At 65.9% G+C, this 24,840-nt stretch carries 27 protein-coding genes; 16 read left to right on the top strand and 11 right to left on the bottom strand.

Annotated features, from left to right (window positions below):
- Positions 1–161 precede the first annotated feature (161 nt).
- From QX041_RS30165 to QX041_RS30155, 3 genes are all read left to right on the top strand, one after another.
- A complete protein-coding gene (locus tag QX041_RS30165) occupies positions 162–1,421 on the top strand; it encodes an acyltransferase (protein ID WP_316167581.1) in 1,260 nt (419 codons plus the stop codon).
- 226 nt (positions 1,422–1,647) lie between these two features.
- Entirely contained in the window at positions 1,648–1,902 is a 255-nt protein-coding gene (locus QX041_RS30160; RefSeq protein ID WP_315827114.1) for a hypothetical protein, read from the top strand.
- A 194-nt stretch (positions 1,903–2,096) separates the two neighbouring features.
- Complete coding sequence (locus QX041_RS30155; protein WP_315827115.1) at positions 2,097–2,366, top strand: hypothetical protein; 270 nt, start codon at positions 2,097–2,099, stop codon at positions 2,364–2,366.
- 33 nt (positions 2,367–2,399) lie between these two features.
- Here the strand turns inward: QX041_RS30155 and QX041_RS30150 are convergent, their stop codons facing one another.
- Positions 2,400–3,020 (bottom strand): glutathione S-transferase, encoded by a 621-nt coding sequence (locus tag QX041_RS30150; RefSeq protein WP_315827116.1) that lies wholly within the window; start codon positions 3,018–3,020, stop codon positions 2,400–2,402.
- A gap of 109 nt (positions 3,021–3,129) precedes the next feature.
- Between QX041_RS30150 and QX041_RS30145 the strand changes: the two genes are divergently transcribed.
- A complete protein-coding gene (locus QX041_RS30145) occupies positions 3,130–3,663 on the top strand; it encodes a mismatch-specific DNA-glycosylase (protein WP_315827117.1) in 534 nt (177 codons plus the stop codon).
- 867 nt (positions 3,664–4,530) lie between these two features.
- Here QX041_RS30145 and QX041_RS30140 read toward each other — a convergent pair.
- Positions 4,531–4,971 carry a hypothetical protein gene (locus tag QX041_RS30140; RefSeq protein WP_315717830.1) on the bottom strand — a complete coding sequence of 147 codons (441 nt, stop codon included), beginning with the start codon at positions 4,969–4,971 and terminating at the stop codon, positions 4,531–4,533.
- A 449-nt stretch (positions 4,972–5,420) separates the two neighbouring features.
- On the opposite strand from QX041_RS30140, the gene QX041_RS30135 reads away from it, so the two are divergent.
- Positions 5,421–5,690: a helix-turn-helix domain-containing protein gene (locus QX041_RS30135; protein WP_315717831.1), complete on the top strand. Its 270-nt coding sequence runs from the start codon at positions 5,421–5,423 to the stop codon at positions 5,688–5,690.
- Between the two features lie 161 nt (positions 5,691–5,851).
- Entirely contained in the window at positions 5,852–6,379 is a 528-nt protein-coding gene (locus QX041_RS30130) for a collagen-like protein (protein WP_315827118.1), read from the top strand.
- Between the two features lie 30 nt (positions 6,380–6,409).
- Here the strand turns inward: QX041_RS30130 and QX041_RS30125 are convergent, their stop codons facing one another.
- On the bottom strand, positions 6,410–6,682 hold the full coding sequence (locus tag QX041_RS30125) for a DUF2277 domain-containing protein (RefSeq protein WP_315827139.1): 273 nt from the start codon (positions 6,680–6,682) through the stop codon (positions 6,410–6,412).
- A 96-nt stretch (positions 6,683–6,778) separates the two neighbouring features.
- On the opposite strand from QX041_RS30125, the gene QX041_RS30120 reads away from it, so the two are divergent.
- The 5 genes from QX041_RS30120 (at position 6,779) to QX041_RS30100 (ending at position 12,907) form a co-directional block, all read left to right on the top strand.
- Complete coding sequence (locus QX041_RS30120) at positions 6,779–7,840, top strand: alpha/beta fold hydrolase (protein ID WP_316167580.1); 1,062 nt, start codon at positions 6,779–6,781, stop codon at positions 7,838–7,840.
- A 21-nt stretch (positions 7,841–7,861) separates the two neighbouring features.
- Entirely contained in the window at positions 7,862–8,215 is a 354-nt protein-coding gene (locus QX041_RS30115; RefSeq protein ID WP_409977983.1) for a hypothetical protein, read from the top strand.
- Between the two features lie 187 nt (positions 8,216–8,402).
- The gene (locus QX041_RS30110; RefSeq protein WP_316167579.1) at positions 8,403–9,524 is read left to right on the top strand and encodes an efflux RND transporter periplasmic adaptor subunit; all 1,122 of its coding nucleotides are present in this window, start codon (positions 8,403–8,405) and stop codon (positions 9,522–9,524) included.
- A complete protein-coding gene (locus QX041_RS30105) occupies positions 9,525–12,599 on the top strand; it encodes a CusA/CzcA family heavy metal efflux RND transporter (RefSeq protein ID WP_316167578.1) in 3,075 nt (1,024 codons plus the stop codon). It abuts the gene before it with no gap.
- On the top strand, positions 12,596–12,907 hold the full coding sequence (locus tag QX041_RS30100; RefSeq protein WP_316167577.1) for a DUF3240 family protein: 312 nt from the start codon (positions 12,596–12,598) through the stop codon (positions 12,905–12,907). The genes QX041_RS30105 and QX041_RS30100 overlap by 4 nt, the downstream gene beginning before the upstream one ends.
- A 95-nt stretch (positions 12,908–13,002) precedes the next feature.
- Here QX041_RS30100 and bfr read toward each other — a convergent pair whose 3' ends face one another.
- The gene (gene bfr, locus QX041_RS30095) at positions 13,003–13,488 is read right to left on the bottom strand and encodes a bacterioferritin (RefSeq protein ID WP_315717837.1); all 486 of its coding nucleotides are present in this window, start codon (positions 13,486–13,488) and stop codon (positions 13,003–13,005) included.
- A gap of 120 nt (positions 13,489–13,608) precedes the next feature.
- Positions 13,609–13,893, bottom strand: a complete 285-nt coding sequence (locus QX041_RS30090) for a bacterioferritin-associated ferredoxin (RefSeq protein ID WP_315717838.1) — start codon at positions 13,891–13,893, stop codon at positions 13,609–13,611.
- Between the two features lie 631 nt (positions 13,894–14,524).
- On the opposite strand from QX041_RS30090, the gene QX041_RS30085 reads away from it, so the two are divergent.
- Positions 14,525–14,845 carry a hypothetical protein gene (locus tag QX041_RS30085; protein WP_315717840.1) on the top strand — a complete coding sequence of 107 codons (321 nt, stop codon included), beginning with the start codon at positions 14,525–14,527 and terminating at the stop codon, positions 14,843–14,845.
- A 214-nt stretch (positions 14,846–15,059) separates the two neighbouring features.
- Positions 15,060–15,341 (top strand): hypothetical protein, encoded by a 282-nt coding sequence (locus tag QX041_RS30080; protein WP_257169446.1) that lies wholly within the window; start codon positions 15,060–15,062, stop codon positions 15,339–15,341.
- Between the two features lie 87 nt (positions 15,342–15,428).
- Here QX041_RS30080 and QX041_RS30075 read toward each other — a convergent pair whose 3' ends face one another.
- The 3 genes from QX041_RS30075 to ettA form a co-directional block, all read right to left on the bottom strand.
- Entirely contained in the window at positions 15,429–16,616 is a 1,188-nt protein-coding gene (locus QX041_RS30075) for a lytic murein transglycosylase (protein ID WP_316167576.1), read from the bottom strand.
- 131 nt (positions 16,617–16,747) lie between these two features.
- Complete coding sequence (locus QX041_RS30070) at positions 16,748–17,326, bottom strand: TIGR00645 family protein (protein ID WP_315750243.1); 579 nt, start codon at positions 17,324–17,326, stop codon at positions 16,748–16,750.
- Positions 17,327–17,468: 142 nt separating this feature from the next.
- Positions 17,469–19,118, bottom strand: a complete 1,650-nt coding sequence (ettA, locus tag QX041_RS30065; protein WP_315717864.1) for an energy-dependent translational throttle protein EttA — start codon at positions 19,116–19,118, stop codon at positions 17,469–17,471.
- A 304-nt stretch (positions 19,119–19,422) separates the two neighbouring features.
- Here ettA and QX041_RS30060 point away from each other — a divergent pair, with 304 nt between their 5' ends.
- Both QX041_RS30060 and QX041_RS30055 read left to right on the top strand, forming a co-directional pair.
- On the top strand, positions 19,423–19,641 hold the full coding sequence (locus QX041_RS30060) for a hypothetical protein (RefSeq protein ID WP_316167575.1): 219 nt from the start codon (positions 19,423–19,425) through the stop codon (positions 19,639–19,641).
- Between the two features lie 124 nt (positions 19,642–19,765).
- A complete protein-coding gene (locus tag QX041_RS30055; RefSeq protein WP_316167574.1) occupies positions 19,766–20,728 on the top strand; it encodes a D-2-hydroxyacid dehydrogenase family protein in 963 nt (320 codons plus the stop codon).
- A gap of 82 nt (positions 20,729–20,810) precedes the next feature.
- On the opposite strand, the gene QX041_RS30050 is transcribed toward QX041_RS30055, so the two are convergent.
- Positions 20,811–22,031 carry a L,D-transpeptidase gene (locus QX041_RS30050; protein WP_316167573.1) on the bottom strand — a complete coding sequence of 407 codons (1,221 nt, stop codon included), beginning with the start codon at positions 22,029–22,031 and terminating at the stop codon, positions 20,811–20,813.
- Between the two features lie 364 nt (positions 22,032–22,395).
- Here QX041_RS30050 and QX041_RS30045 point away from each other — a divergent pair, with 364 nt between their 5' ends.
- Positions 22,396–23,403 (top strand): hypothetical protein, encoded by a 1,008-nt coding sequence (locus QX041_RS30045; RefSeq protein ID WP_316167571.1) that lies wholly within the window; start codon positions 22,396–22,398, stop codon positions 23,401–23,403.
- Between the two features lie 14 nt (positions 23,404–23,417).
- Here the strand turns inward: QX041_RS30045 and sseA are convergent, their stop codons facing one another.
- Both sseA and QX041_RS30035 read right to left on the bottom strand, forming a co-directional pair.
- Positions 23,418–24,275 (bottom strand): 3-mercaptopyruvate sulfurtransferase, encoded by an 858-nt coding sequence (sseA, locus tag QX041_RS30040; protein ID WP_316167569.1) that lies wholly within the window; start codon positions 24,273–24,275, stop codon positions 23,418–23,420.
- A gap of 113 nt (positions 24,276–24,388) precedes the next feature.
- Positions 24,389–24,802: a rhodanese-like domain-containing protein gene (locus QX041_RS30035; protein WP_315717849.1), complete on the bottom strand. Its 414-nt coding sequence runs from the start codon at positions 24,800–24,802 to the stop codon at positions 24,389–24,391.
- Positions 24,803–24,840 lie beyond the last annotated feature (38 nt).

Raw genomic sequence — 24,840 nt, 5'->3', positions numbered from 1 at the left:
CGCTGACGCCGCCGTTTGCCGCCACCGCGGCGGCCTGCCTCATTCCGCCGCAACCCTGCGTCGTGATGGCCCCCGTCCTGCTATTTCGTCTCTTGCGGTCGATTTAAATTTTAAATAAGATTTAATAGTCCGAAACATTATCTCCGAAAATTTCACGATAGATGTTTTATTCATTGCCGATCCATGCCCTGTTGCGCCTCGCAGGCACCGCCACGGCGCCGTTGCGGGAGGCGATCCGGGAGGCCTTCCAGGCCCAGGTCTATCCGCTCGGCTACGTTCCCTCGCATGACGGCATGCGCGGGCTGATGACGCTGGGCGTCGTCACGGCGCATGTCTCCCACAGCCTCGTGCCGGGCGCGGTGCTCTATATCGACCTGTTCTTCGTCGCCAGCGCCTATTACATCACCGGCCTGCTGCTGCGGGACATCGACAAGCACGGCACCGTCAGGTTCCGTCAGTTCTACGCCCGGCGCTTCGCCCGGATCGTGCCGCCGCTGCTCCTGATGCTCGCGGCCTATCTGCTGTTCACCTGGCTGCTGCGGCCGCCATTGCTGCCGGCGGTCGAGCGCGCGGCGATCGCGCTCTCCTACATTGCCAACTACTGGTACGTGCTCGATCCGAAGACGATCGAGGACATCGGCCACACCTGGACCCTGTCGACCGAGGAGCAGTTCTATCTGCTGTGGCCGCTGACCTTCGCGTTCCTGGTGAAGCGGTTCGGCGTGACCTGGCGGCTGGTCGGCGCCATCTGCGCCATCGCGGCCGCAATCTGGGCCTGGCGCGTGGCGCTGGTGATGGATGGCGCGGAGTGGCGTCGGCTCTACACCGCGTTCGATACCCGCGCCGATGCGCTGATGGCAGGCTGCGCCATGGCCGTCGTGCTCAGGCTGGTGCCGCGGGGCGCCTATCCCGCGCTCGATCGCCTGTGGCCGAAGCTCGCATGGCCGCTGCTGATCTACTGGATCACGGTCACCTTCCTGTTCTGGCCGGCGGACGGGCCGAGCATGAACTACTATCTGTTCGGCAGCATGGTGTGCGGCGTGCTTCCGGGCATCCTCGCGCTGACCATGCTGGGGCGGAGCCACGGCACGATCTGCCATCGCATCTTCGAATGGCCGGTGGCGATCTTCCTCGGCCGGATCTTCTACGGCATCTATCTCTGGCACCTGCCGATCCTGAACTTCCTGGACAGCTACGGCGTGTGGTGGCCGCTGCGGCTCGCGATCGGGCTGCCGCTGTCGATCGTGGCGGCGACGCTGTCCTACGCCTATCTCGAGCGCCACTTCCTGCGCCGGCGCGCGCAGCCGGTCACCTCGCCGCCGATCGTCACGGGCGCGTCTCCGGTGCTGGTTCCGGCAGCGAGCTTCGGCGCGGATCTCCGCTTCTCGTCGCACGCGGGCACCGAAGGCGTCCGCCCCTGAGCCGTGCGCCGAGGTCGCCGAAACGACCGCGCCAGCCCCGCAATCAAGTCGACGCGCCGAGCCTGCAGACCCGCCTCCCCTTCCGCCGGGATCATCAGGAGTGATCAGGTGACCACGATCGCGCGCTTTTGACGCACGCGTTCTGCAGACTTGCCTTCAAAATGAACGAGACCGCTCCGACATAGGGCCACCCGCTGGCCGGGCCAGTTCGCTGCCGGAGTTGACGATGCCTCGTTTCACCACAATCTTTTTTGCTGCATCTCTCGCGGCCGCGCTGCTCGCCGCCGCGCCCGCCCAGGCCGGCTACTACATCATCCGCTGGGACAACACCGGCATCTGCCAGGTCTGGAGCGAGGCCTTCGCCTTCAAGCCGGTCGCATGGCCGTCGAGCTATCAGGTCATCAGCCGGCCGGTGCCGACGTTCAACGACGCCGTGAGCCGGCAGATCAGGCTGCGCCAGCAGGGCCGCTGCACGCTGTGAGCCCGCTCGCACCTTATGGCATCACGTGACGGCGGCAAGTCGTCGTTTCACATCCCGGACATCGCTGTGAATGACGGCACGCGCGGCTTGCGTTGCGCGCGCTTTTGTCGCACCACTTTGGCCTTGGTCCGGCCGCAAGGCCGGTGGCCCGCGCGGGCGGGCGATTGTCGTTGTTTTGTTTGAGGAGATTGATGATGCGTCGCCTGACCACGCTCGCCGCCGCCGCGGCCATTGCAGCCGCCTCGATCGTGCCCACCGCCTTCGCCGCGCCTGCGCCCAAGTCCGGCTACTACGTGATCCGCTGGGACAACACCGGCATCTGCCAGATCTGGAACACCGAGCTGCAGTCGAAGCCGGTGGAGTGGCCGTCGACCTACAAGATCGTGTCCAAGCCGGTGCCGACCTTCGTCGAGGCGACCAACATCCAGCTCAAGCTGCGCGACGAGCGCCGCTGCTTCCTGTAAGCGGCGTTCGCACGCAGTCGTACATGGCGGCGGTCAGGCTGCGCTGACCGCGCTCGCCTGCATCGGCACGAAGCCGGGCAGATCGGCGATCCGCGCCAGCCATGCTTGCACGTTGGGGTACGGCGTCAGCGATACGCCGCCTTCGGGCGCATGCGCGGTGTAACTATAGAGCGCGACGTCGGCGATGGTCGGCGTCGCGCCGGTCAGATAGGGCCGCGCGGCAAGTTCGCATTCCATCACCCCGAACAGGCTGTTGGCGAGCTGGTGCGCCCGCCCCATGTCCAGCGGCACGCCGAACAAGGTCGCAACCCGCGCCGCCGCCGGGCCGAACGCGAGCGGACCGGCCGCCGCCGACAGCCAGCGCTGGACCTGGGCCTGGCCGAGCGGATCGCGCGGCAGCCACGTGCCGGAGCCGTCATAGCGGCCGGCGAGATAGAACAGGATCGCATTGGAATCGGGGATCACGGCATCGCCGTCGACCAGCACCGGCACCTGGCCGAACGGATTGAGCGCGAGGAAGTCCGGCCGCTTGTGCGCGCCGCCCTTGAGGTCGACCTCGACGAGCTCGCAAGGCAGGCCGAGCAGGCTCAGCATCAGCCGCGCGCGATGCGCGTGGCCGGAGAGGGCGAAATGGTACAGACGACGTTGCGACATCAGGTGCTCCCGTGGCTCCGCGTCACCTAGACCAGGGACGCCGCAGCAACAATGCGGCCTCCCGGCAACAGGCTGTTGCAGCGGCTGCAACAATGCGACAACGCCAGCCATGGACCGCCTGCCCGACCAGCTCCAGCCCGGCCTGCGCCTCGTCTTCGTCGGCACCGCCGCGAGCGAACGCTCGGCGGCGACCGGGCACTACTACGCCCATCCCGGCAACCGTTTCTGGCGCACGCTGTTCGCGGTCGGCCTGACACCGCGGCTGTACCAGCCGCAGGAATTTCCGGCGCTGCTGTCGCTCGGCATCGGCTTCACCGATCTGTGCAAGCTGGGCGCGGGCATGGACCATGTCGCGCTGAAGGCCGGCGTCGACGTCGCCGGTTTCGCCGCAAAGATCCGACACCATCGCCCGGCAACCGTCGCCTTCACCAGCAAGAAGGCCGCGAGCCTGTTTTATGGCAAGCCGACCGGCACGATTGCGCTGGGGCGGCAGCCGGAGCGGGATGGCTTTCCGACAACGTTCGTGCTCGCCTCTCCGTCCGGGGCGGCGTCTGGCGCGTGGACGTTGCAGCCGTGGCAGGAGCTGGCAGCGCATGTGGCTTGCGCTTCCGGAACTCTGGTCATCCGAGATCGTCTCGATTGAGGCGGAAGGCCGCAGAGGACTGGATGCCCCGCCGACGTGGGACATGACGGTCCAAGGTGCCGCGCTCTGGCTCGCGCTCGCAAGTGCAGCGGATCGAGCTCCGCCGCAGCTCAACATGCAGGCGTCATCGTCCGCGAAGGCGGACGATCCAGTACGCGAAGGCGGCGCGATCGCATGAAATGCCGCGGCGTCGCCATGCCTCGCGCGATCAACAACCGGTTTGCCCGACAGGCAATCTCCGCATCCCCGCCATGCACCAACTGCCCGTCGTGTTAGTTTGCCGCACGTCCGCGCGCTTGCCATGTCGGGCAAATCAGGACGATGTTTCCGCTCAACCCGCCTCATGCAGAGGGACGTACGCGTCGTCACGATACGTGGAGGTGGGCCGCGGTGGACGTGATCGCTGCGCCCGACGAGCGCGAGCGTCACGTACGGCGAAATCGTGATGTCCTGATACCCCGAAGCTGGTATCACGTGCGTGCTCATGCGGAAGCGTGACGCGTGCAATGGCGGCCAACAAGCCGGCGCGCCAGGGAGACCACGTATAAGCCGTCAGACCATGCGCGCAGGGAAGGCCGGGATGTCTCCGCCGAACCTGTGGTTCTGCCGCGTGCTTATCTGTTGCACGCGGACCATGGGAGCGGCGAGCTCCCGGCCTTCCCTGCCCCTCTCAATTTTCGATGGGGCTCGTACGATGCATCCCTCGCGCACGCGATGCGGCGAGAACGCGGACTTATGAGCAGGAGTGAGGGAGAGAGATGGTGTTGGCAGTGCTCAGCACGCAACGACGGTCCTCGCCCGCGCAGGCGGGCGATGACACCTGTTGTGAGTTGCTACGCAGCCACGATGACGACGACGATGACGCAACTACCTGATCGTGATCGCGAGCCCGGACAGATCGACGTTCGCCAAGAGGCCGATCTGTTCACCCGAGAGTTCCAGCACCGCGCCCTTCTGGTTGGTCAGCACGATGCCGCGCACGCCGCGGCCGACGGCGAGGCCCGCGCCGGCGGCGCCGTAGACGCCCTCGACGTCGGACGGACGCCAGATGTTGCTGACGCGGCCGCGCAGCACCGTGCGCGAGCCGCCGAACACCAGGCCCCAGTCGAGGCCGCCGGTCGACAGCGGATAGGCGCGGCCGTGGAAGTTCAACACGCCGCTGCCGCCGGAGCCGCCGATGATCCACCCCGCCTTGTAGATGGTCAGCGTAATGAAGCCGCCATCCGCGTGCGCCGTGGCCGGAATGACGGCGCCGCAAGCAGCCGTCAGTGCCACCAGCAGACCGCGAAGCGAGGATGCAATTGTCATGGATGAAGTCTCCAGCGAAGTGAATTTGGGCTTGAGGTCATTCGATGGCCGTGTGTGACGATCATGCCCCACCAAGCGAATCGATCGGGCCGAATTTAGCCCTTTGCGCGGCACCACGCATGCGCCGCCGCCGGTGTGTTCGAAATGACGCGCTCTCACCGCAGGAATTTGGCAATGCAAACGGCCCGCCGCCGACATTGACGATGGCTGTCGGAGGGCAGGCCGACCGGGCGGGCCGTGATGTGCCGCCGGCCGCCGGCGAAATGGGTCGAGACCCGCGCAGAACCAAGGCGATTTCAGGGTATTTGGCGCGCTGGAGGCGGCCGGACGCCGGCGTTAAGGCCCCATTAACCTTGTCCGACCACGGTGATTTACGGGCTGGATGTTTAGTTGGTCTCGATGTTTACGCGTCGTTTCAGTGGCGGCGCGGGCGTTGATCGGGAGGAGTTATGTCGCAAGAGTTGTCATCCGAAGCCGCAAGTCCGTCACTCGTGCCGCTTGCCATGCCACCGTCGCGCTCCGCGGCGGAGGTCCTGCCGCTGTTGATCGGCACGCCCTTGTCCGAGATCGAGCGCGAGCTGATCGTGCAGACCCTGGCGCGCTGCAACGGCAATCGTACCCACGCCGCAAGGCTGCTCGGCATGCCCGTGCGTACCTTGCGCAACAAGATCCGCATCTACACGGCCGACGGCATCGCGGTGCCGGCCTATTCGGCCTGATCCGACGGCGGCCACGCGATATCCCATCGCGTGGAACTCATCAGGATGCGGCGCCGATTGATGTTGATCAATCGGCCTCGCAGCCCTGCTGCAATTGCTGCCGTCGTCGCGGCTCTGTTAGGCTTCGCTGCGAATCAAAGACGTGTAGCGGAGTTGCGGTAGTGGCAAGGAATCCGGCCGGACGCGGCCTGCAGGGCCCGGTGGGTCCACGTGGCCCGCAAGGGCAGCCCGGGCGGCGCGGACCGGATGGTCAGCGCGGCAAGCCCGGTCCCGACGGCAAGGCGGGTCCGCAAGGCAGGCCCGGTCCGCAGGGGCCCCGCGGCGAGGCCGGTCCGCCAGGCAAGCCGGGACCTGCCGGACCGCAAGGTCCGCAGGGCGAGCCGGGAGCGCCAGGCACGCTGCCGACGATCGATCAGCTGATGCCCTGGCTGGAGCAGATCTTCGCCGCCTATGACGACTACAAGCGCAACCGCGATCGCGAGGCGCATGAGCGCGAGGCCGAGCTGGTCGCGGTGCGCGACATCTTCGCCGCCACCACGCATGACGATGCACTGGACGAGGCCTTCGAGGACGACGATCCGCACGACATCGACCTCCCGAAGAAGAAGAAAAAGAAGAAGGGCAAGAAAAAGAAGAAGCACGACAAGCACGCCCAGGGGCGCGGCGACCACGACGACGAGGGTTTCTGAGCTTCGCCCTCCGTCAGGGCACGATGGGCCTCAGCGCGGGCCGAACCGGGCCGCCGAGCGTTCCCGCGCCTTGGCCGCCTCGATCTCGCGGTCGCGCGGCGGCGCCTGGGTCTGCAGCGAGGTCAGGAGCCGTCGCGCGGCATCGGCCACCTCCTCGACCGCGCGGGCGAAGGCGGCCTCGTTGGCCTGCGAGGGCACGTTGAAGCCGGACAGCTTGCGCACGAATTGCAGGGCCGAGGCCTGAATTTCAGCCTCCGTCGCCGGCGGCTCGAAATTGAACAGCGTCTTGATGTTGCGGCACATGATGAGTCCCATCAATCCGGTACTGAACCAGGTCGCAGACCGTGCTATCATGCCTCCGACGCGGCCGGAAGAGTCGCGCATGATCAGGGGGAGTCCATGTTTCGACCGCTTGCCGCCGTTCTTGCCGCCGTCATCGTTGTTTGCGCGCCGGCCCGCGCCGCCGACTATCCCGCCCCGAAGCAGGGCGACTTCGTCGTCAAGGATTTCAAGTTTCACACCGGCGAGACGCTGCCGGAACTGAGGCTGCACTATACGACCGTCGGCGAGCCGACCGGGCAGCCGGTGCTGGTGCTGCATGGCACCGGCGGCTCAGGCGGAAGCATGCTGGTGCCGACCTTCGCCGGCGAATTGTTCGGAAAGGACCAGCCGCTCGACGCAACCAAGTACTACATCATCATCCCCGACAGCATCGGCCACGGCAAATCGTCAAAACCCTCCGACGGGCTGAAGACGAAATTTCCCGCCTATGACTATGCCGACATGGTCGACGCGCAGCACCGCCTGCTGACCGAGGGGCTCGGCATCAAGCACCTGCGGCTCGTGATCGGCAATTCGATGGGCGGCATGCATAGCTGGGTGTGGGCCACGCGCTATCCGGACTTCATGGACGTCGCGGTGCCGATGGCCTCGCAGCCGACCGAAATGGCGGCCCGCAACTGGATGCTGCGCCGGCTGATGCTGGAGACGATCCGCAACGATCCCGACTACAACGGCGGCAACTACACCGCGCAGCCGCGCATGATGAAATATGCCGTCACGGCCTATGCCACCGCCTCGGCCGGCGGCACCATCGCCTACCAGCTCGCGGCACCGACCGCCGCCAAGGCCGACAAGCTGGTCGAGGAGCGCCTCGCCACGCCGATCCCCACCGACGCCAACGACTTCATCTATCAGTGGGACTCCTCGCACGACTACAATCCGTCCGCCGATCTCGACAAGATCAAGGCAACCGTGATGCTGATCAACTCGGCCGACGACGAGCGCAATCCGCCGGAGACCGGCGTCACGGTCGACGCGATGAAGCGCGTCGCCAACGGCAAGCTCTTCCTCATCCCGACCTCGGCCGAAACGCGCGGCCACCTGACCACCGGAAATGCGAAGTTCTACGCCGAGCCGCTGCGCGAATTGCTGGCGACGGCGCCGCAGCGCGGCATGTAGATCGGCGGAGGGAGCGAACGAATGCGCAGGACGATGCTGGCCGCTGTCACGATCGGCTCGTTCGCCTGCGCGACCGTCGCGGCCGCCTTCGACAACGGGCAGTTCGACAACGTCCCGCCCGATATCCGCGCGTGGTTCAAGAGCGTGATCGCTCCGAACGGCGTGCCATGCTGCGATGTCTCCGACGGCCACCGCACCACCTATGACGTCCGTGACGGCACCTATTGGGTACCGATCGAAGGCCGGTGGATGCCGGTGCCGGAACGCGCCATCATCCGCGACCGCGGCAACCCGATCGGCGAAGCCGTGGTGTGGTACGTCCATCACCGCGGCGACATCATCATCAGCTGTTTCGTTCCCGCCGATGCGGTATGACGCGCATGTGCGCCATCTGACTGTGACTGCTGCGAGTCGTTGGCGACAAGACAGGTCTCAAGCGAGATTTTCAGCTCGGCTCGCGGGCTCGTGACCGGACCCTGTTGACGCAGCTCAACAAATACGGAAATTGGCCGAAATAGTGTGCAGAATGCGTCATGCATGAACGCGAAGATTCCTGATCGAAATGCTCAAGCGATTGTTTTTCCGGTCCGCAGGCCGTCTGGCCCGCGCGTCTCTCGCGCTGGCTCTCGTCGTCACGCCCTGCGCTGCGTTGGCCGATGATGAGCTGAAGCTCACGCCAAGCCAGGCGCAGAACCTCGGCGTGCGCGTGACGCATCCGATCTCCAGCCGGATGGACAGGACGCTGCCTTATCCCGCGCAGATCGTCATTCCCACGCCTCAACTATGGGTCGTCAGCGCGCCGGTCGCGGGGATGATCACCAACCTCGCTGTTGCCCGCGGCGATCGCGTGACCGTCGGACAGCCGCTGCTCACGCTGGAGAGTCCGAGCTTCGTCTCGCTCCAGCGCGATTACCTGCACGCGCTGGCACAGGAGGGACTCGCGGCTCAGCAGTTGAAGCGCAACGCCGACCTGTTCGAAGGCAAAGCCATCCCGCAACGCGTGCTGGAGTCGAGCCAGGCCGAAGCGCGCCAGGCCAGCATCGTCGTCGCCGAACGACGGCAGATGCTGCACATCAGCGGGCTGTCGGACGAAGCCATCGCCCGGCTCAGCAATGAGGCGGCGATCAGCGCGACACTCACCGTGACGGCGCCACGCGCCGCGTCCGTGGTCGAGATCGCGGTATCGCCGGGCCAGCGCCTTGAGCAGGCCGCGTCCCTGGTAAAGCTTGCGCGGCTGTCGCCGCTATGGGCCGAGATCGCGATCCCCGCGACCAACATCGGCGCCATCAAGACCGGCGCCAAGGTCGACATCGAAGGCTATGCGACACCGGGCCAGGTCATCCTGGTGTCCGAGACGACAGATGCCGCCACGCAGACCATTCTCGTCCGCGCCGAGATTCCAAACAACGGTGAGCTGCATTCCGGACAGATGGCGGCCGCTCGCATCGGCTTCATCTCGGCAGGCGAAAGCGCATGGGAGATTCCCTATAGCGGCCTCGTCCGTCGCGGCGAGCAGACCTCGGTGTTCGTCGCCACGGAAGGCGGTTTCCGGCTCGTCCCCGTGACGCTGCTCGCGGAGGATCAGGATCACGTCGTCATCGCTGGCCCCCTCACGGACAAGGACGAGATCGCCGTCGGCGGCATCTCGGCGCTGCGCGGCATCCTCTCGCGACTGGGGCAGTAGATGCTGCAGCGGCTTGTCGCATTCGCGCTGTCACAGCGGCTCTTCGTCATCCTGAGCACGCTGCTGGTGATCGGCGCTGGGGCCGTCGTCCTGCCGAGCCTGCCGATCGATGCCTTTCCGGACGTCTCGCCGGTCCAGGTGAAGATCATCATGAAGGCCCCCGGTCTGACGCCGGAAGAGGTCGAGCAGCGCATCACAGTCCCGATCGAGCTGGAGCTGCTCGGATTGCCGAACAAGAAGATCCTGCGCTCGGCGACGAAATATGCGCTGGCCGACATCACCGTCGACTTCGAGGACGGCACCGACATCTACTGGGCCCGCAATCAGGTCTCGGAGCGGCTCTCCAACATTTCGCGCGACTTCCCCGAGGGCGTGAGCGGCGGCCTTGCGCCGATCACGAGTCCGCTCGGCGAGATGTTCATGTTCACGATCGACAGTCCCGATCTGTCGCTGGCCGAGCGCCGGACCTTGCTCGACTGGGTCATCCGCCCGGCGCTGCGCACCGTGCCCGGGGTTGCCGACGTCAACGCGCTCGGCGGCTATGTTCGCGCCTTCGAAATCGTGCCGCGGAACGATGCGCTGGCGGCGCGCGGCATCTCGTCCGAGCTGTTTCGCAAAGCCATCGAGGCCAACAGCCGCAACGACGGTGCCGGGCGGGTCAACCAGGGCGAGGACAGCGCGCTGGTCCGCATCGAGGGCAGCATCCGCGGCATCGACGACATCCGCGCGATCATCGTCGACACCCGCGACGGAATCCCGATCCGGGTCAGCGACGTCGCCCGGGTCAAGATCGGCGCCCTCACCCGCTATGGCGCCGTCACGAAAGACGGCAAGGGCGAGACGGTCGAGGGGCTCGTGCTCGGCTTGCGCGGGGCCAACGCCGGACAATTGGTGCGCGACGTTCGGGCGCGGCTGGATGAGCTGAAGCCGTCGCTGCCGAGCAGCGTCACCATCAACGTGTTCTACGACCGCAGCCGGCTGGTCAACCGCGCCGTCGGCACGGTGGTGCGGGCGCTGGGCGAAGCCACGGTGCTCGTCGTCGTGCTGCTGCTGCTGTTCCTCGGCAATTGGCGCGCCTCGCTGGTGATTGCGCTCAGCCTGCCGCTCGCGATCGTGATGGCGCTGATCGTGATGCGGGCTGTCGGCATGTCCGCCAACCTGATGAGTCTCGGCGGCCTTGCGATCGCCATCGGCATGCTGATCGACGCGCTGGTCGTGGTGGTCGAGAACATCGTCGGCAATCTCGCAAAGCACGATCACGCAAGCACCACGCCGCTGATCCACGTCGTCTACCGCTCGGTCTGCGAGGTTCTGCAGCCGGTCGCCTCGGGCGTCCTGATCATCATCATCGTGTTCGTTCCGCTGCTGACCTTGCAGGGGCTGGAGGGCAAGCTCTTCATTCCGGTCGCGCTGGCGATCATCTTCGCCCTGGCCGCGTCGCTGCTGCTGGCGCTGACGGTGCTTCCGGTCGCAACATCCTTCGTGCTCACATCCGCGTCGCATGACGATCCATTGCTGATCCGCGCAGCGCAGCGCGTCTATGCGCCCGCGCTCGACTGGGCGCTCGGCAACGAGCGCAAGGTCATCATAGCGGCGCTGGTCAGCCTCGTTGCCGCGGGATATGGCTACACCCGGCTGGGCAAGACCTTCATGCCGACGATGGACGAAGGCGACGTCATCGTCAGCGTGGAGACGCTGCCATCCGTCAATCTCGACGAGTCCCTCGCCATCAATGCCCGGCTGCAGGCGGCCCTGATGAAGGTGCCCGACGTCGCCGGCATCATCGCACGCACCGGCTCCGACGAGCTCGGGCTCGATCCGATGGGCCCCAATCAGACCGACACGTTCCTGGTGCTCAAGCCGGCAGACCAGCGGCAGACCAGCGACCGGGATGTCCTGCTCGAGACGCTTCGCGAGGTCCTGACCGGCTTCCCCGGTGTCTCGCTCAGCTTCACGCAGCCCATCGACATGCGCGTGCAGGAGATGATCAGCGGCGTCCGCGGCGACGTCGCGGTCAAGATCTTCGGCCCGGACATCACCAAGCTCAACGAGATCGCAGCGAAACTGTCGGCGATTCTATCCGATATCGATGGAGCCCAGGACGTCTACACGACCCTTAACGAAGGCGCGCAGTACTACACGATCGTCGTCAACCGGATGGAGGCGGGCCGGCTCGGGCTCACGGTGGACTCGATCTCGGCCGCCTTGCGCACGCAGATCGAAGGCCGAACGATCGGCACCGCGCTCGAGGAGGGACGCCGGACGCCGATCCTGGTCCGCGGCGGCGAGGCCACGCGGCAGGCGCCGACGATGCTGGCGGCGCTGCCGCTGACGCTTGCGTCCGGCCAGCATGTTGCGCTCTCGCAGGTCGCACGCATCCAGCGGGTCGATGGCCCGGTGAAGATCGATCGTGAGGACGGCAACCGCATGAGCGTGGTTCGCAGCAATGTTCGCGGCCGCGACATGGTCGGTTTCGTCCAGGCGGCTCAGCAAAGGGTCGCAGCCGAGCTGCCGCTGCCGTCCGGCTATCGGCTGACATGGGGCGGGCAGTTCGAGAACCAGCAACGTGCGGCCGCGCGTCTATCGGTCGTGGTGCCGGTCGCGATCGGCTTGATCTTCGTGCTGCTCTTCACCACGTTCGGCTCGGTGCGCCAGGCCCTGCTCGTCCTCGTCAACATTCCGTTTGCGCTGATCGGCGGCGTGTTCGCGCTGGTCTCGAGCGGCGAATACCTCTCCGTTCCAGCCTCCGTCGGCTTCATCGCACTGCTCGGAATCGCCGTGCTCAATGGTGTCGTGCTGGTGTCTTATTTCAACCAGTTGCGCGCTCACGGGGTCCCCGAGCAGCGCATCGTGGTCGAAGGCGCCAAGCGCAGGCTGCGGCCTGTGCTGATGACGGCGAGCATCACGGCGCTGGGTTTGATCCCGCTGCTGTTTGCATCGGGGCCCGGATCGGAGGTCCAGCGTCCGCTCGCGATCGTCGTGATCGGCGGCCTGCTGTCGTCCACGCTGCTGACGCTGATCCTGTTGCCGATCCTGTATCGCCGCTACGGCGCCGCTGCGAAGGAAGCCACATGAGCAGCCAAGCCGTCTGCCTGACCCTGATCGTGCCGGATGCGCTTCACAGCGAGGTGCTCGACCATCTGAGCGAGCAGACCGATCTCGTGACGGGCTTCACCGCCTCGGAAGCAGCCGGACACGGTGCGCGCGTCCGGCTGCGGAGCGCTGCAGAGCGGGTGAAAGGACATGCCGACGAGGTCGTCGTGCGGATCGTGTTGCCGGAAGAGGATCTCGAGCGGCTCCTCGAGCGGCTCAGAAGCGCGTTTGCGGGAACGCAGCTCGTCTATTGGGTCATACCCGTCACCGCCTTCGGCATCATCGCGTGAGCGGGTTCGACGTCAGGGGCGGTCGATTCAAGGCTTGAAACACCAGCCCTGAATCGCCACCCGTTCCGAAGCGGACTGCCGCCTCGCCGACGCCGTCAGTGCTCGCTCTCGAGGCCGCCGACGTGCTTCTGCGTGTAGAGTTCGAGACCGATGCGGTTGATGAGGTCGAGCTGGGTCTCGAGGAAGTCGATGTGATGCTCCTCGTCCTTCATCAGCTGCTCGAACAGGTCGCGCGACACGTAGTCCTTGACGCCATGACAATAGGTTGCGGCTTCCTGATACAGCGTCCGCGCACCGATCTCGGCAGCGAGATCGCATTCGATGATCTCCTTGACGTTCTGGCCGATGCGCAGGGGATCGAGCACCTGCATGTTGGGGAAGCCGTCGAGGAAGAGAATGCGGTCGGTGAACTTGTCGGCGTGCTCCATCTCCTCGATGGATTCCTTGCGCCAGACCTTCGCCATGTCGAGAAGGCCCCAATTGTTCAACAGACGATAGTGCAGCCAATATTGGTTGATGGCAGTCAGCTCGCTGCGCAATCCCTTGTTGAGATATTCGATGACCTTGGGGTCGCCCTGCATGGATAAGCTCCGAAAAAGTTAGAGGCCGCAGGCGCTCAATAACAGGTTCGAAGTGCGGAGACGACCCCCGTTCATGTGCATTTTTCGGGCGGAGAACGATGCGACTGACGGCAATGCCTGTCAGCAGGCAGCGAGCGCGAAACGGCTCTGAAGGTCGTCATCGATCGCCTTCACCGGTGTCGTCCCATGGTGGTGGCCGTGCTGACAGCCGGCCTGGCAGGCGCGAGCACAGGGACCCAGCGCCTCGTCGATGATCGTCTTGATCGTGCGCGCACAGCGGCCGCATTCCGCGCTGCACCCCAGGCAACCGTAGACCTGCTTGGGGTTCCGCGGCAGTTCGTCCGCGGACTTCACCGCGTTGCGGATATCGTGATCGCTGATGACGTTGCAGGAACAAACAATCATGAGAAACCGGCCAATCGTCCTTGGTCAGGTATCGATAGTCATCCGCAGCTACCCGCGCAAAGGGAAAACGGCGCTTTTGAAGCTATTCCAATTTCCCGATCAATCTAGAATGCCTCCAACTGTACGAGCTTGCCGCAGATCAAAGTTACCGCCGAATAACAATGGTGGGCGGCGATCGAGCAGGCGCAACTCAGTCGCCACCACCACCGTCCCCTCCACCACCGTCGCCACTGTCACCTCCGCCGTCGATCGGGTTTCCCATGACGTCCGGCGAGGTATTGGAAAACCAACTTGCGAGACCGCCGCCCTGACTGGAGCTGGACCCCCCCCGTCGGAGTCGACGCTGGTACTGTCCGCGGACGAACGACGGCGGTTGGGCCTGCGGTCGGCACGAACCAACAGCGCGTAGCAGACGGCCGACGTCAATCCGATCGCCACGACCATCGCCATTGTGGGGGTCATGCCAGCTCCAATGCGGCAGTGAATTTTGTGCAATGCAGCATTGAACGTATCCTGGACTTGGGTCGTCCAATGGGACGCCCCCGTTCATTGATCATTCAAGCGGGATGTGTGAACCTGCCGTATCGCTTGATACGCGATCCGCCGACCTGGAGTGAGAGAGGTTAAGGTCATGAAGAAGACTCTTGCGGCCCTGGCCGCCGTCGCAACGCTGTCGACCGCAGCGCTGGCCCCTGCTCCTGCTGAAGCGCGCAATGGTCGTGTCGCCGCCGGTGTCGCTGCCGGCCTGCTCGGGGGTGCCCTCATCGGTGGCGCCATCGCTGCGGGCAGCAATCCCTATTATTATGGGCCCGGATATTCTTACGAACCGGGCTACTCCTATTACGGCGGGCCTGCCTACGTCGCCGATCCTGGCTACGCCTGCTATTGGCAGCGCCAGCGCTTCTGGGACGGCTACGGCTGGCGGATTCGCCGCGTCCGGGTTTGCGAGTGATCGTTCACCTTCATTAATTCCATGACCTTGCACCGGAATTTCGAGAGCGGTGGCCGGCACGGCCAGAAAAAACCGTTTTTCCGTCGCATCAGGTCGAACAGAGTTTACGAAGGGTTGACGGATTGTCGTGTTTTCTCACGATGCTGACGGCCCAGATCGTGCGTGAATCACCAACCCGGCGCCTGCGAGGGCGCCTTCCAGGAGATCTCGGAACATGAAGAAGATCCTGACCGCAGTGCTTGCGGTTGCGACCATCGCCGGTTCGCTGAGCGTGACGGCACCGGCCGCAAAGGCTGGCGACGTGGGTGCCGGCGTGGCAGCCGGCCTGATCGGCGGCGCCCTGCTCGGCGGCGCGATCGCGTCCAGCCGTCCGGCCTATGGCGGTCCGGTCTACGTCGAAGCCCCTCCGCCGGGCCCGCCGCCGTGCGTGTGGCGCCGTGAGCGCTATTGGGACGGCTATGGCTGGGTGTCCCGCCCGGTTCGCGTCTGCTACTGATCCTGACGATACATCTCGATGCGAAAAGCCCGGCCTTGCGGCCGGGCTTTTTACTGCCGGCTCCGGCCTTCGCACCGAATCGGCCGCTCAGCGCGCGGCGTTGATCGCCTGCAGCACCGATTCGCTCGGCCAGCAGTCGACCTTCAGGCCCGCCTTTTTCTGAAATGCGCCGAGCGCGGCGCGGGTCTGCATGCCGGCCTTGCCGTCGAGCTTGTCGCCGTAGAGACCGAGCCGCGTCAGGCCCTTCTGCATCGCCTCGACGTCCTTGCTCCGAAGCTGCTTTGACGCCGACCATGGTGTCGCGAACGGAGCCGGGCTCGTCATACGGTCCGCGAGGTGACCGACGAACAGCACATAGAGATCGGAAAAATTGTATTCCTTGATGACGAAGTAGTTCGCCGTCGTCAGGAACGCCGGACCATAGATGCCCTCAGGCTGCAGCAGCGACGCGGGCTGCTGCTGCTCGGCTGCGCTGAGCCGCTGGCCGCGTACCGGGACAAAGCCGGCGCGCAGCCATTCGCCGATCGGCTTCTTCACCTCCGGCACGCCGATCGCGCAGTCGACAGTCGCTGGCGGCTTGACCTCGTAGGCCCAGCGCAGGCCGCGCTGCCACCCCTTGTTGGCAAGCTGCAGCGCCGCCGAGCCCAGCGCGTCCGGCACCGAATGCCAGAGATCGACCTTGCCGTCGCCATCGAGATCGACACCGTGCTTGTAGTACTCCGACGGCAGGAACTGGGTGAGCCCGACCGCCCCGCCCCATGACGCCCTGAGATCGCGGCGCGACACCACGCCGTCGCTCAGCATCTTCAGCGCCATGATGAACTCGGTGCGGTACTGGTCCTTGCGGCGGCCGACATAGGCCTGGGTCGCCAGCACGCGCAGCGCATCGTAGGGCAGCGCATAGCGGCCGAAATCGGTCTCCCGGCCCCAGATCGCAAGCACGACCGGCCCCGGCACGCCGAAGCGGCGCTCGATCTCGGCGAGTGCCGGACGATATTGCTGGATCAGCTTCTCGCCGTGCGCGGCCAGCCGCGCGATCGACGCTTCCTTGATGTAGTCGGCTGGCACCTGCACGAACTCGGCCTGCGCCGGCGCCCCCGTCGCGGGCCGGCCGGGCAGCAGCAGATCGGGAAGCTTGTAGTCAGGCTCCAACCCGCGCGTCTCCGCCTCGAACGTCGCACGGGAGACGCCCTGCTCCTCGGCTTCGGGCCAGAGCGAGTTGATGAACTGCGTGAAGGCGGCGTCGGCCGCGCTCGCTTGGCCATCGCCGAACATGCAGAGCGCCAGACCGACGAGAACGAGCCTGCGCAAACGGAGTAGCAGCTGCCGAACCATGCCTCAGGGCTACCATAGCCCGCGGCACTTGTGAACGTCAGCAGGCCACCGACGGAACCCGAGGCTGCCGCTCAATGCCCCGCCTGCTTCGCCTCTTCGATCGCGGCATTCGACAATTTGTCGACCACAGCGATGCCGATCGCGGAGAGGATGAAGACCGTGTGGATGATCGTCTGCCACATCACGCCGGTCTCGGTGTAGTTCGACTTGCCCGACGAAAGCGCGCCGGCCTCGATGAAGGTGCGCAGCAGGTGGATCGACGAGATGCCGATGATGGCCATCGCCAGCTTGATCTTCAGCACGCTGGCATTGACGTGGCTGAGCCATTCCGGCTCGTCGGGATGGCCCTGCAGATTGAGCCGCGACACGAACGTTTCATAGCCGCCGACGATCACCATCACGAGCAGGTTCGAGATCATGACCACGTCGATCAGTCCGAGCACGGCGAGCATGATCTGCTGCTCGGAGAAATCGAACGCGTGCGCGAACAGGTGCCAGAGCTCCTTCAGGAACAGCACGACATAGACGCCCTGCGCGATGATCAGCCCGACATAGAGCGGCAGCTGCAGCCAGCGCGAGCCGAAGATCAGCATGGGAATGGGGCGCAGCGCTCCGCCCTTGGAGGACAGGGTCGCGTCGGAGGAAGACATGTGAAGAATCTCGCGGCTGGGAGGGATTGCGGATCATGTATCTACGCAATCGCAGCACGCGGAAAAGCGACAACTGGCCGCAGCCGGGGCGCGACGCTTTGTCTCGGAACAGAGACCGCGTCGCGCCTCGCGAGATCAGGGATCAGCGCGTCAGCTTCTTGTACTTGACCCGGTGCGGAATCACGCTGTCCTGGCCGAGCCGGCGCATCTTGTCCTTCTCGTAGTCCTGGAAGTTTCCTTCGAACCATTCGACATGGCTGTCGCCCTCGAAGGCCAGCATGTGGGTCGCGATGCGGTCGAGGAACCAGCGATCGTGGCTGATGATGACGGCGCAGCCGGCGAAATCCTCCAGCGCCTCTTCGAGCGCACGCAGGGTGTCGACGTCGAGGTCGTTGGTCGGCTCGTCGAGCAGCAGCACGTTGGCGCCCGACTTCAGCATCTTGGCGAGATGAACGCGATTACGCTCGCCGCCGGACAGTGCCCCGACCTTCTTCTGCTGGTCGGCGCCCTTGAAGTTGAACGCCGAGCAATAGCCGCGCGAGTTCACTTCCTTCTTGCCGAGCAGGATCAGCTCGTTGCCGCCGGAGATCTCCTCCCACACGGTCTTGTTGCCATCGAGCGCGTCGCGCGACTGGTCGACATAGCCGAGATGCACGGTCTCACCGATGGTGATGGTGCCAGCGTCCGGCTTCTCCTGCCCGGTGATCATGCGGAACAGTGTGGTCTTGCCGGCGCCGTTCGGACCGATCACGCCGACGATGCCGCCCGGCGGCAACTTGAAGGTGAGATTGTCGATCAGCAGGCGGTCGCCGAAGCTCTTGGACAATCCGTCGAAATCGACGACGTTCTGGCCGAGCCGCTCGGCGACCGGAATGATGATCTGGGCGGTCTGGGTCTGCTTCTCGCTGGCCTTCTTGAGCAGCTCCTCATAGCGCTGGTAGCGCGCCTTGGACTTGGCCTGGCGGGCCTTCGGCGAGGCCGCGATCCACTCCTGCTCGCGCGCCAAAGTGCGCTGATGCGCGGCATCCTCGCGGCCCTCCTGCTCCAGCCGCTTCTGCTTCTGCTGCAGCCAGGAGGAATAATTGCCCTCGTAGGGGATGCCCTTGCCGCGATCGAGCTCCAGGATCCAGCTGGTGACGTTGTCGAGGAAGTAGCGATCGTGGGTCACGATCAGGATCGCGCCCGGATAATTGCGCAGATGACCTTCGAGCCAGGACACCGATTCGGCGTCGAGATGGTTGGTCGGCTCGTCCAGCAGCAACAGCTCGGGCTGGTCGAGCAGCAGCTTGCACAACGCGACGCGGCGGCGCTCACCACCGGACAGCTTGGTGACGTCGGCATCGTCGGGCGGACAGCGCAGCGCATCCATCGCCTGGTCGACCTTGCTGTCGAGATCCCAAAGGCCCTGCGCCTCGATCTCGTCCTGCAGCTTGGTCATCTCGTCGGCGGTCTCTTCCGAGTAGTTCATCGCCAGCTCGTTGTAGCGATCGAGGATCGCCTTCTGCTTGCCGACGCCGAGCATGACGTTCTCGCGCACTGTGAGCTTCGGATCGAGCTGCGGCTCCTGCTCGAGATAGCCGACGCGGGCACCCTCGGCCACCCAGGCCTCGCCGGTATAGTCCTTGTCGATACCGGCCATGATCTTGAGCAGGGTCGACTTGCCCGAGCCGTTGACACCGAGCACGCCGATCTTGGCGTCCGGATAGAACGACAGGTGAATGTTATCGAGCACCTTGCGGGTCGGGTAGGTCTTGGACAGACCCTGCATGAAATAGACGAACTGGCGCGCCATCGCGTGTCCCTTGAAGCCTGCCGGAATTTTCGGAAAATGGTTGCCGCTGATGTAACCGCGCGGCCCCCAAAGGGCAACCGGCGAGCCGGTCTCGGCGGGAACAAATGCCGGGAGAATCACGGTCGTTCCTGCGCCGGCCCGGCCTGCCGCCCACGGACGAATACGGGTCCATCACCTTGTGTGTGGCGGATCACGACAATTGCAACCATCTTTTAATTAATTCGGCGGGACACTCGGTCTCGGCCCGCAAGACCCCGCGCGCCCAAGCGGCAAAAGCCGCGACCGACAACAGCGAGAGCCCGTCATGGCAGCCTTCACCTCAGCCTCCCTGCCCGCTCCGGCGGCACACCGCAAAGACCGATCCGGGATCGCGGACGACATCCGCGGCTTCTGGCGCGAATTCGTCGCGCGCGCCTTCAACCCGTACCGGCCAGAATTGCACTACATGCGCGGCCCCGGCCCCGCCTGGCGCGCCAAATACGGCCATGACGCCGCGTTCCGGCTGAAGTCCCGCCTCGACTGACGTCTCCTGTTTCCACGTGAGAGCGTGACGATGCCTTGCGCAACCACCGCGTTGCGCGCAAGCATGGCGCCATTCCTGACGGCATTCACCATTGCCGCCGTCCCCCGATGAATGGACCCTGCCGATGACACGGCTGCGCTGTGCGATCCTCGACGACTATTACGATACGGCCCTCTCATTGGCCGACTGGCCCCGGCTGGCCGACAGAGTGGATGTGACGGCTTTCACACAGCCGTTCGGCAATGAGGAAGCGGCCGCCGGCGCGCTCACCGATGCCGACATCATCTGTGCGATGCGCGAGCGGACGCCATTGCCGCGCTCCCTGATCGAGCGGTTGCCGAAGCTGAAGCTCCTGATCACCTCCGGCATGCGCAACGCCGCCATCGACCTGGAGGCCGCCAAGGCGCGCGGCATCATGGTCTGCGGCACGCAATATGGCCGCGACCCCACCGCACCGCTGACCATGGGCCTGATCCTGGAGCTGACCCGCAGGATCGGCCAGGAGAATGCTCGCATGCATGCCGGGGAGCCCTGGCAGACGCTGGGTGGCGTGGAGATCGAGGGCAAGACGCTGGGCGTGATCGGGCTGGGCAAGCTCGGCACCAAGGTCGCCGGGCTCGGCAAGGCGTTCGGCATGAACGTGATCGCCTGGAGCCCCAACCTGACGCCCGAACGCTGCGAGGCGGCGGGAGTAGGCTACGCGACCAAGGAGGAGCTGTTCACCGCCGCCGACGTCATCACCGTCCACGTCGTGCTCAGCGACCGGTCACGCGGGCTGGTGGGCGCGGCCGACATCGCGCGCATGAAGGCCACCGCCTATCTCGTCAACACCTCGCGCGCGCCGATCGTCGACGAGGCCGCATTGCTGCAGGCACTGCGCGACAAGCGCATCGCCGGCGCCGGGCTCGACGTGTTCTCGGTGGAACCGCTGCCCGTCGCCCATCCGCTGCGCCGGCTCGGCAATGTCGTGCTCACGCCGCATCTCGGCTACGTCACCGAGGAGAGTTTTCGCGCCCATTACGGCCAGATGGTCGATTGCATCGCCACCTGGCTCGCAGGAGCCGAGCCGCCGCGCCGGCTGGCTTGACGCAGGCGAGCGCGGCGCTCACAGCAAAACACCCCTCCGCGAGGAGGGTGTTTTCAACGTAATCAGCTCGCGCACGCCCGCCTCAGCGGATCGTCACCGGCGGCGGCAGCGGCTGCATGTTGGCGGGCTGGCCAGCCGCCGGCACAGTCGCCTGGGCCTGGACGGGCGCCGGAGCCGGTGAGGCCGCGGCAGCAGCCATGTTCTTGCTGGAACCCGGAGGCGCACCGCCCGGCATCACGACCACGCGGGTGCCGACCTTGACCCGGTCGAACAGGTCGGCGACGTCGTCGTTCAGCATGCCGATGCAGCCGGAGGACACGAACTTGCCGATCGTCGACGGCTGATTGGTGCCGTGGATGCGGTACACGGTCGAGCCGAGATACATCGCGCGGGCACCGAGCGGATTGCCCGGCCCGCCGGCCATGAAGCGCGGCAGATAGGGCTGCCGTTCGATCATCTCGCTCGGCGGATACCAGTCCGGCCACTCGGTCTTCTTGGTGATCTTCTGCACGCCGGTCCAGGTGAAGCCTTCGCGGCCGACGCGGACGCCGTAGCGCATCGCCCGGCCGTTGCCGAGCACCAGATAGAGGTAGGTGTTGGGCGTATCGACGACGATCGTTCCCGGCGGCTCCTTGGTGACGAAGTCGACCTCCTGGCGGCGCAGGTTCGCCGGCAGCGGCGCCGGCGCCGCATCGGGTTGTTCCTCAGGCGGCAGAGCTGCTACCGTCATCGGACGATCCCCGGCGGACGGGGCCTGCGCCGCGCCCACGACGGCGCCGGGCGGCCGCGGCGCGCCTGCGTCGCCACTAGGCGCGCTGTTGCCATAGGCGCCACCATAGGCCTGTTGGCTGGAGGCGGGACGATCACCATAGATCACCGGGGGCGGACCAGCCGGGCGGCCATACCGCGGATCATCCGGGGACATCACCGGGCCGGTCGGAGCGGCCCCATAGACCGTCGCACCGGCCGGACGTCCGTATCGGGGATCGTCGGGAGAAAGGATGGGACCGGTCGGAGCCGCAGCACCATAAACCGGCGCATTGGCTGGACGACCGTAGCGCGGATCGTCCGGCGAGATCACCGGGCCGGGCGGCGGCAACGCCGCGGAATTGCCGGGCGCATCCTCATCGTCGAGCGCGTCAAAATCCTGCCCCTGCCCGCGCGCGTCGGCCGGGTAAGGCGTCGGCGCCGGTGAATACGCTCCAGGCGCGGTCTGATAGACCTGCTGTGCCTCGGCAAACGAAGTTGCCGTCACGCCCGCTGCCGCGACCGCGCAAACCGTCAGGATTTGTCTGATCATCATCGCCCTTGCAGTATCCCCAAGCCGCCGATTGGGACCTTTGCTTTGCCAGATGACCGAAGATAGCGGCGCATTCAAGACAATTCCGGCCAGAGCGGCCCGACTTCGGCAATTTGTGATCATGTCTCCGTCGTTGCACGGAAGTCTCACGCCGCCGAAAAAGTGCGGCGTAGCCCCCGCAGGCCCTATCGATGCCGTGATTTGCCGAGCGGGCGGGAACACTTCCGGTATTCTGACCTGAGCCTGATTCGCGATGCACGGCAGAAGCCGGCCTCGTCGCGAACGCGGCTATTCCCTGTGATCACCGCGTTCCCTACTGGCTCGAATGTCTCGGCAGTCTCCGCTGCCGTGGCGAGAGTTACCGTCAATGCTTCCCGGCTTTCGTTTTCTGGTCGCCGCGATCGTCTGTTCCATCTCTCTCACCATCTTCGGCATGGGCGCCGCGGCCCTGTTGCGCGCCGCCCACGAGCAGTTCGCCAGCAACGCGTCCTGGCGCACGACTCAGGCGTCGGGCTTCACGACCTTCCTGCCCCCGGCCGAACCCACGCCGGTGCTCGCGGTGCTGCGGGTGGATTCGATTCCGACACCGCCGGTGACGACGCCACCGCCGGTCATGGCCGATGCTCCCCCGGCGGCGTCCGAGCCGCCGAGCGCGCCGTCGACGGCGGCTTCGGCCGCCGACACGCCCGAGGTGATGCCCGTTGCGGTGGCCACGGACGTGCCGACGCCCTCGCTGCCCGCGGAAACGGTCGACACGTCCCGCACCTCCGCCATTGTCGCGACCGCGTCCGCGACGAACGATCGGATCGAGAGCACCAAGCCGGAGCGCCCCATTCCGGACACGACCGCTTCGATCGTCGTTCCGGTCGAAAAAGCGTCCGACAGGCCGAGCATGGACAGCTCGCCCGAGACTGCAGCGCGGGCGCCGAGCGAAGCAGCGGCCGCCGTGGTCGCACCACCGCCGCCAGTTCCTCAGGTCATCGCCAGCGCCGATCCGATGATGACGACCGCAGCCGCCGCTTCAACCCCGCTCGCGCTCGTTCCGGCGGTGCTCGATCCGATCGCGGCCAAGCTCGCCGCGCTGGCCGAACAGCCGGCTCATCAGGAGCGGCCTGCCGCCAGCGAGCATCGTGCCTCGGTGAAGGTCGCGAGCGTTCAGTTGCGCCGGAGCATCCTCAAGAAGCGCCAGGCCCGGGAGAAGCAGATCGCTGCGCGCCGCGCCAAGCAGCGGCGCATCGCCCAGCGGCTCCGGTCGGCTCGGCAAGCCGCGGCCGCCCAGCAGCAACAGACTGCCTTCCCCGATCCATTCGGACAGCAGCCGTTTGGTCAACCGCAGGCGGTCGGCCAGCAGGCTGCCGGGCCGCGCACGCGATAGGCGGAGCCAGCCGATCAGGCCGGCCCCGTCGCAACCGGCGGACCGTTCTCGATGCCCCACTCCGACCACGAGCCGTCGTAGAGCGCGGTGTCGCGGATGCCGAGACGATAGAGCGCCAGCGTCAGCACGGCCGCCGACACCCCGGAGCCGCAGGAGGTGACGATCGGCTTGGCGAGATCGACGCCGGCAGCGCCGAATGCCTCGCGCAACCGGTCGAGCGGCTTCATCACGCCGGTCGCAGCGTCAAACAGCTCCGCATAAGGCAAATTTCGGCTGCCGGGGATATGGCCGGATCGGAGGCCGGGCCGCGGCTCGGCGACCTCGCCCGCGAAGCGCGGCGCCTGCCGTGCATCGATCACCTGCTCGGCATTGCCGGCGAGATTGGCAACCATCTGCTCGATCCGGCGCACGCGCGCGGCATCGAACTTCGCGCTGAACGTGCCGAGCGCCGGCGTGACCTGTCCGCTCTCGACCGGGCGCCCCTCCGCCATCCACTTCTTCAGCCCGCCGTCGAGCACGCGCACATCCGTGTGGCCGAATGACAGGAACATCCACCAGGCGCGCGGCGCGGCGACCCAGCCGCCGGAATCATAGACCACGACCGTATCGCCATTGCTGACGCCGAGCCGGCCCGCGTCGCGGCCGAACTGCTCGGCGCTCGGATACATGTGCGGCAGCGGATTGGAATGGTCGGAGACCTCGTCGACGTCGAAGAACACGGCGCCGGGGATATGCGCCTTCAGATAATCGTCCTTCGGCAGCGGCAGCACACCCGGCATCTTGAAGGTCGCGTCGAGCACCTTCACCTTGGGATCGCCCAGATGCGCAGCGAGCCAGTCGGTGGAGACGAGGGGGTCGTCGTGAATGGTCATGCGCAAAAGCTCCGGACTTCACATTCAGTCGTCATCGCCGGACTTGAGATCCGGCGATCCACCTTGTCGAAGCGATGGACACGCGGGTCAAGTCCGCGCGGGATGGGCAGCGATCAATCCTTCTTCTTCGGCGCCCAGGCCTCGACCGGCCCGCCGGCGTCGCGCCACGCCGCGAAGCCGCCGCCGATATGGGCGACCGGCGTCAGACCCATGTCCTGTGCGGTCTTGGCCGCGAGCGCCGAGCGCAGGCCACCGGCGCAATGAAAGATGAACGTCTTGTCCTGCTGAAAGATCGGCTTGGCGTAGGGGCTCTGCGGGTCGATCCAGAACTCCAGCATGCCGCGGGTGCACGAGAACGCGCCCGGAATCCTGCCCTCGCGCTCGATCTCCCGGGGATCCCTGATATCGACGATCACGACATCGTCGCGCTTCGCCGCCGCGATCGCCTCAGCCGCCGAGAGCGTCTCGATCTCGGCGTTGGCTTCATCGAGCAGCGCCTTGATGCCGCGCGTGATGGTCTGGGGCATTCTCTCGTTTCCTCTTGGCGTCATTCCGGGCCGATGCG

The organism is Bradyrhizobium sp. SZCCHNRI2009 (assembly GCF_032485115.1).
Taxonomy (GTDB): domain Bacteria; phylum Pseudomonadota; class Alphaproteobacteria; order Rhizobiales; family Xanthobacteraceae; genus Bradyrhizobium.
This window is presented reverse-complemented; position numbering and strand designations above follow the sequence as displayed.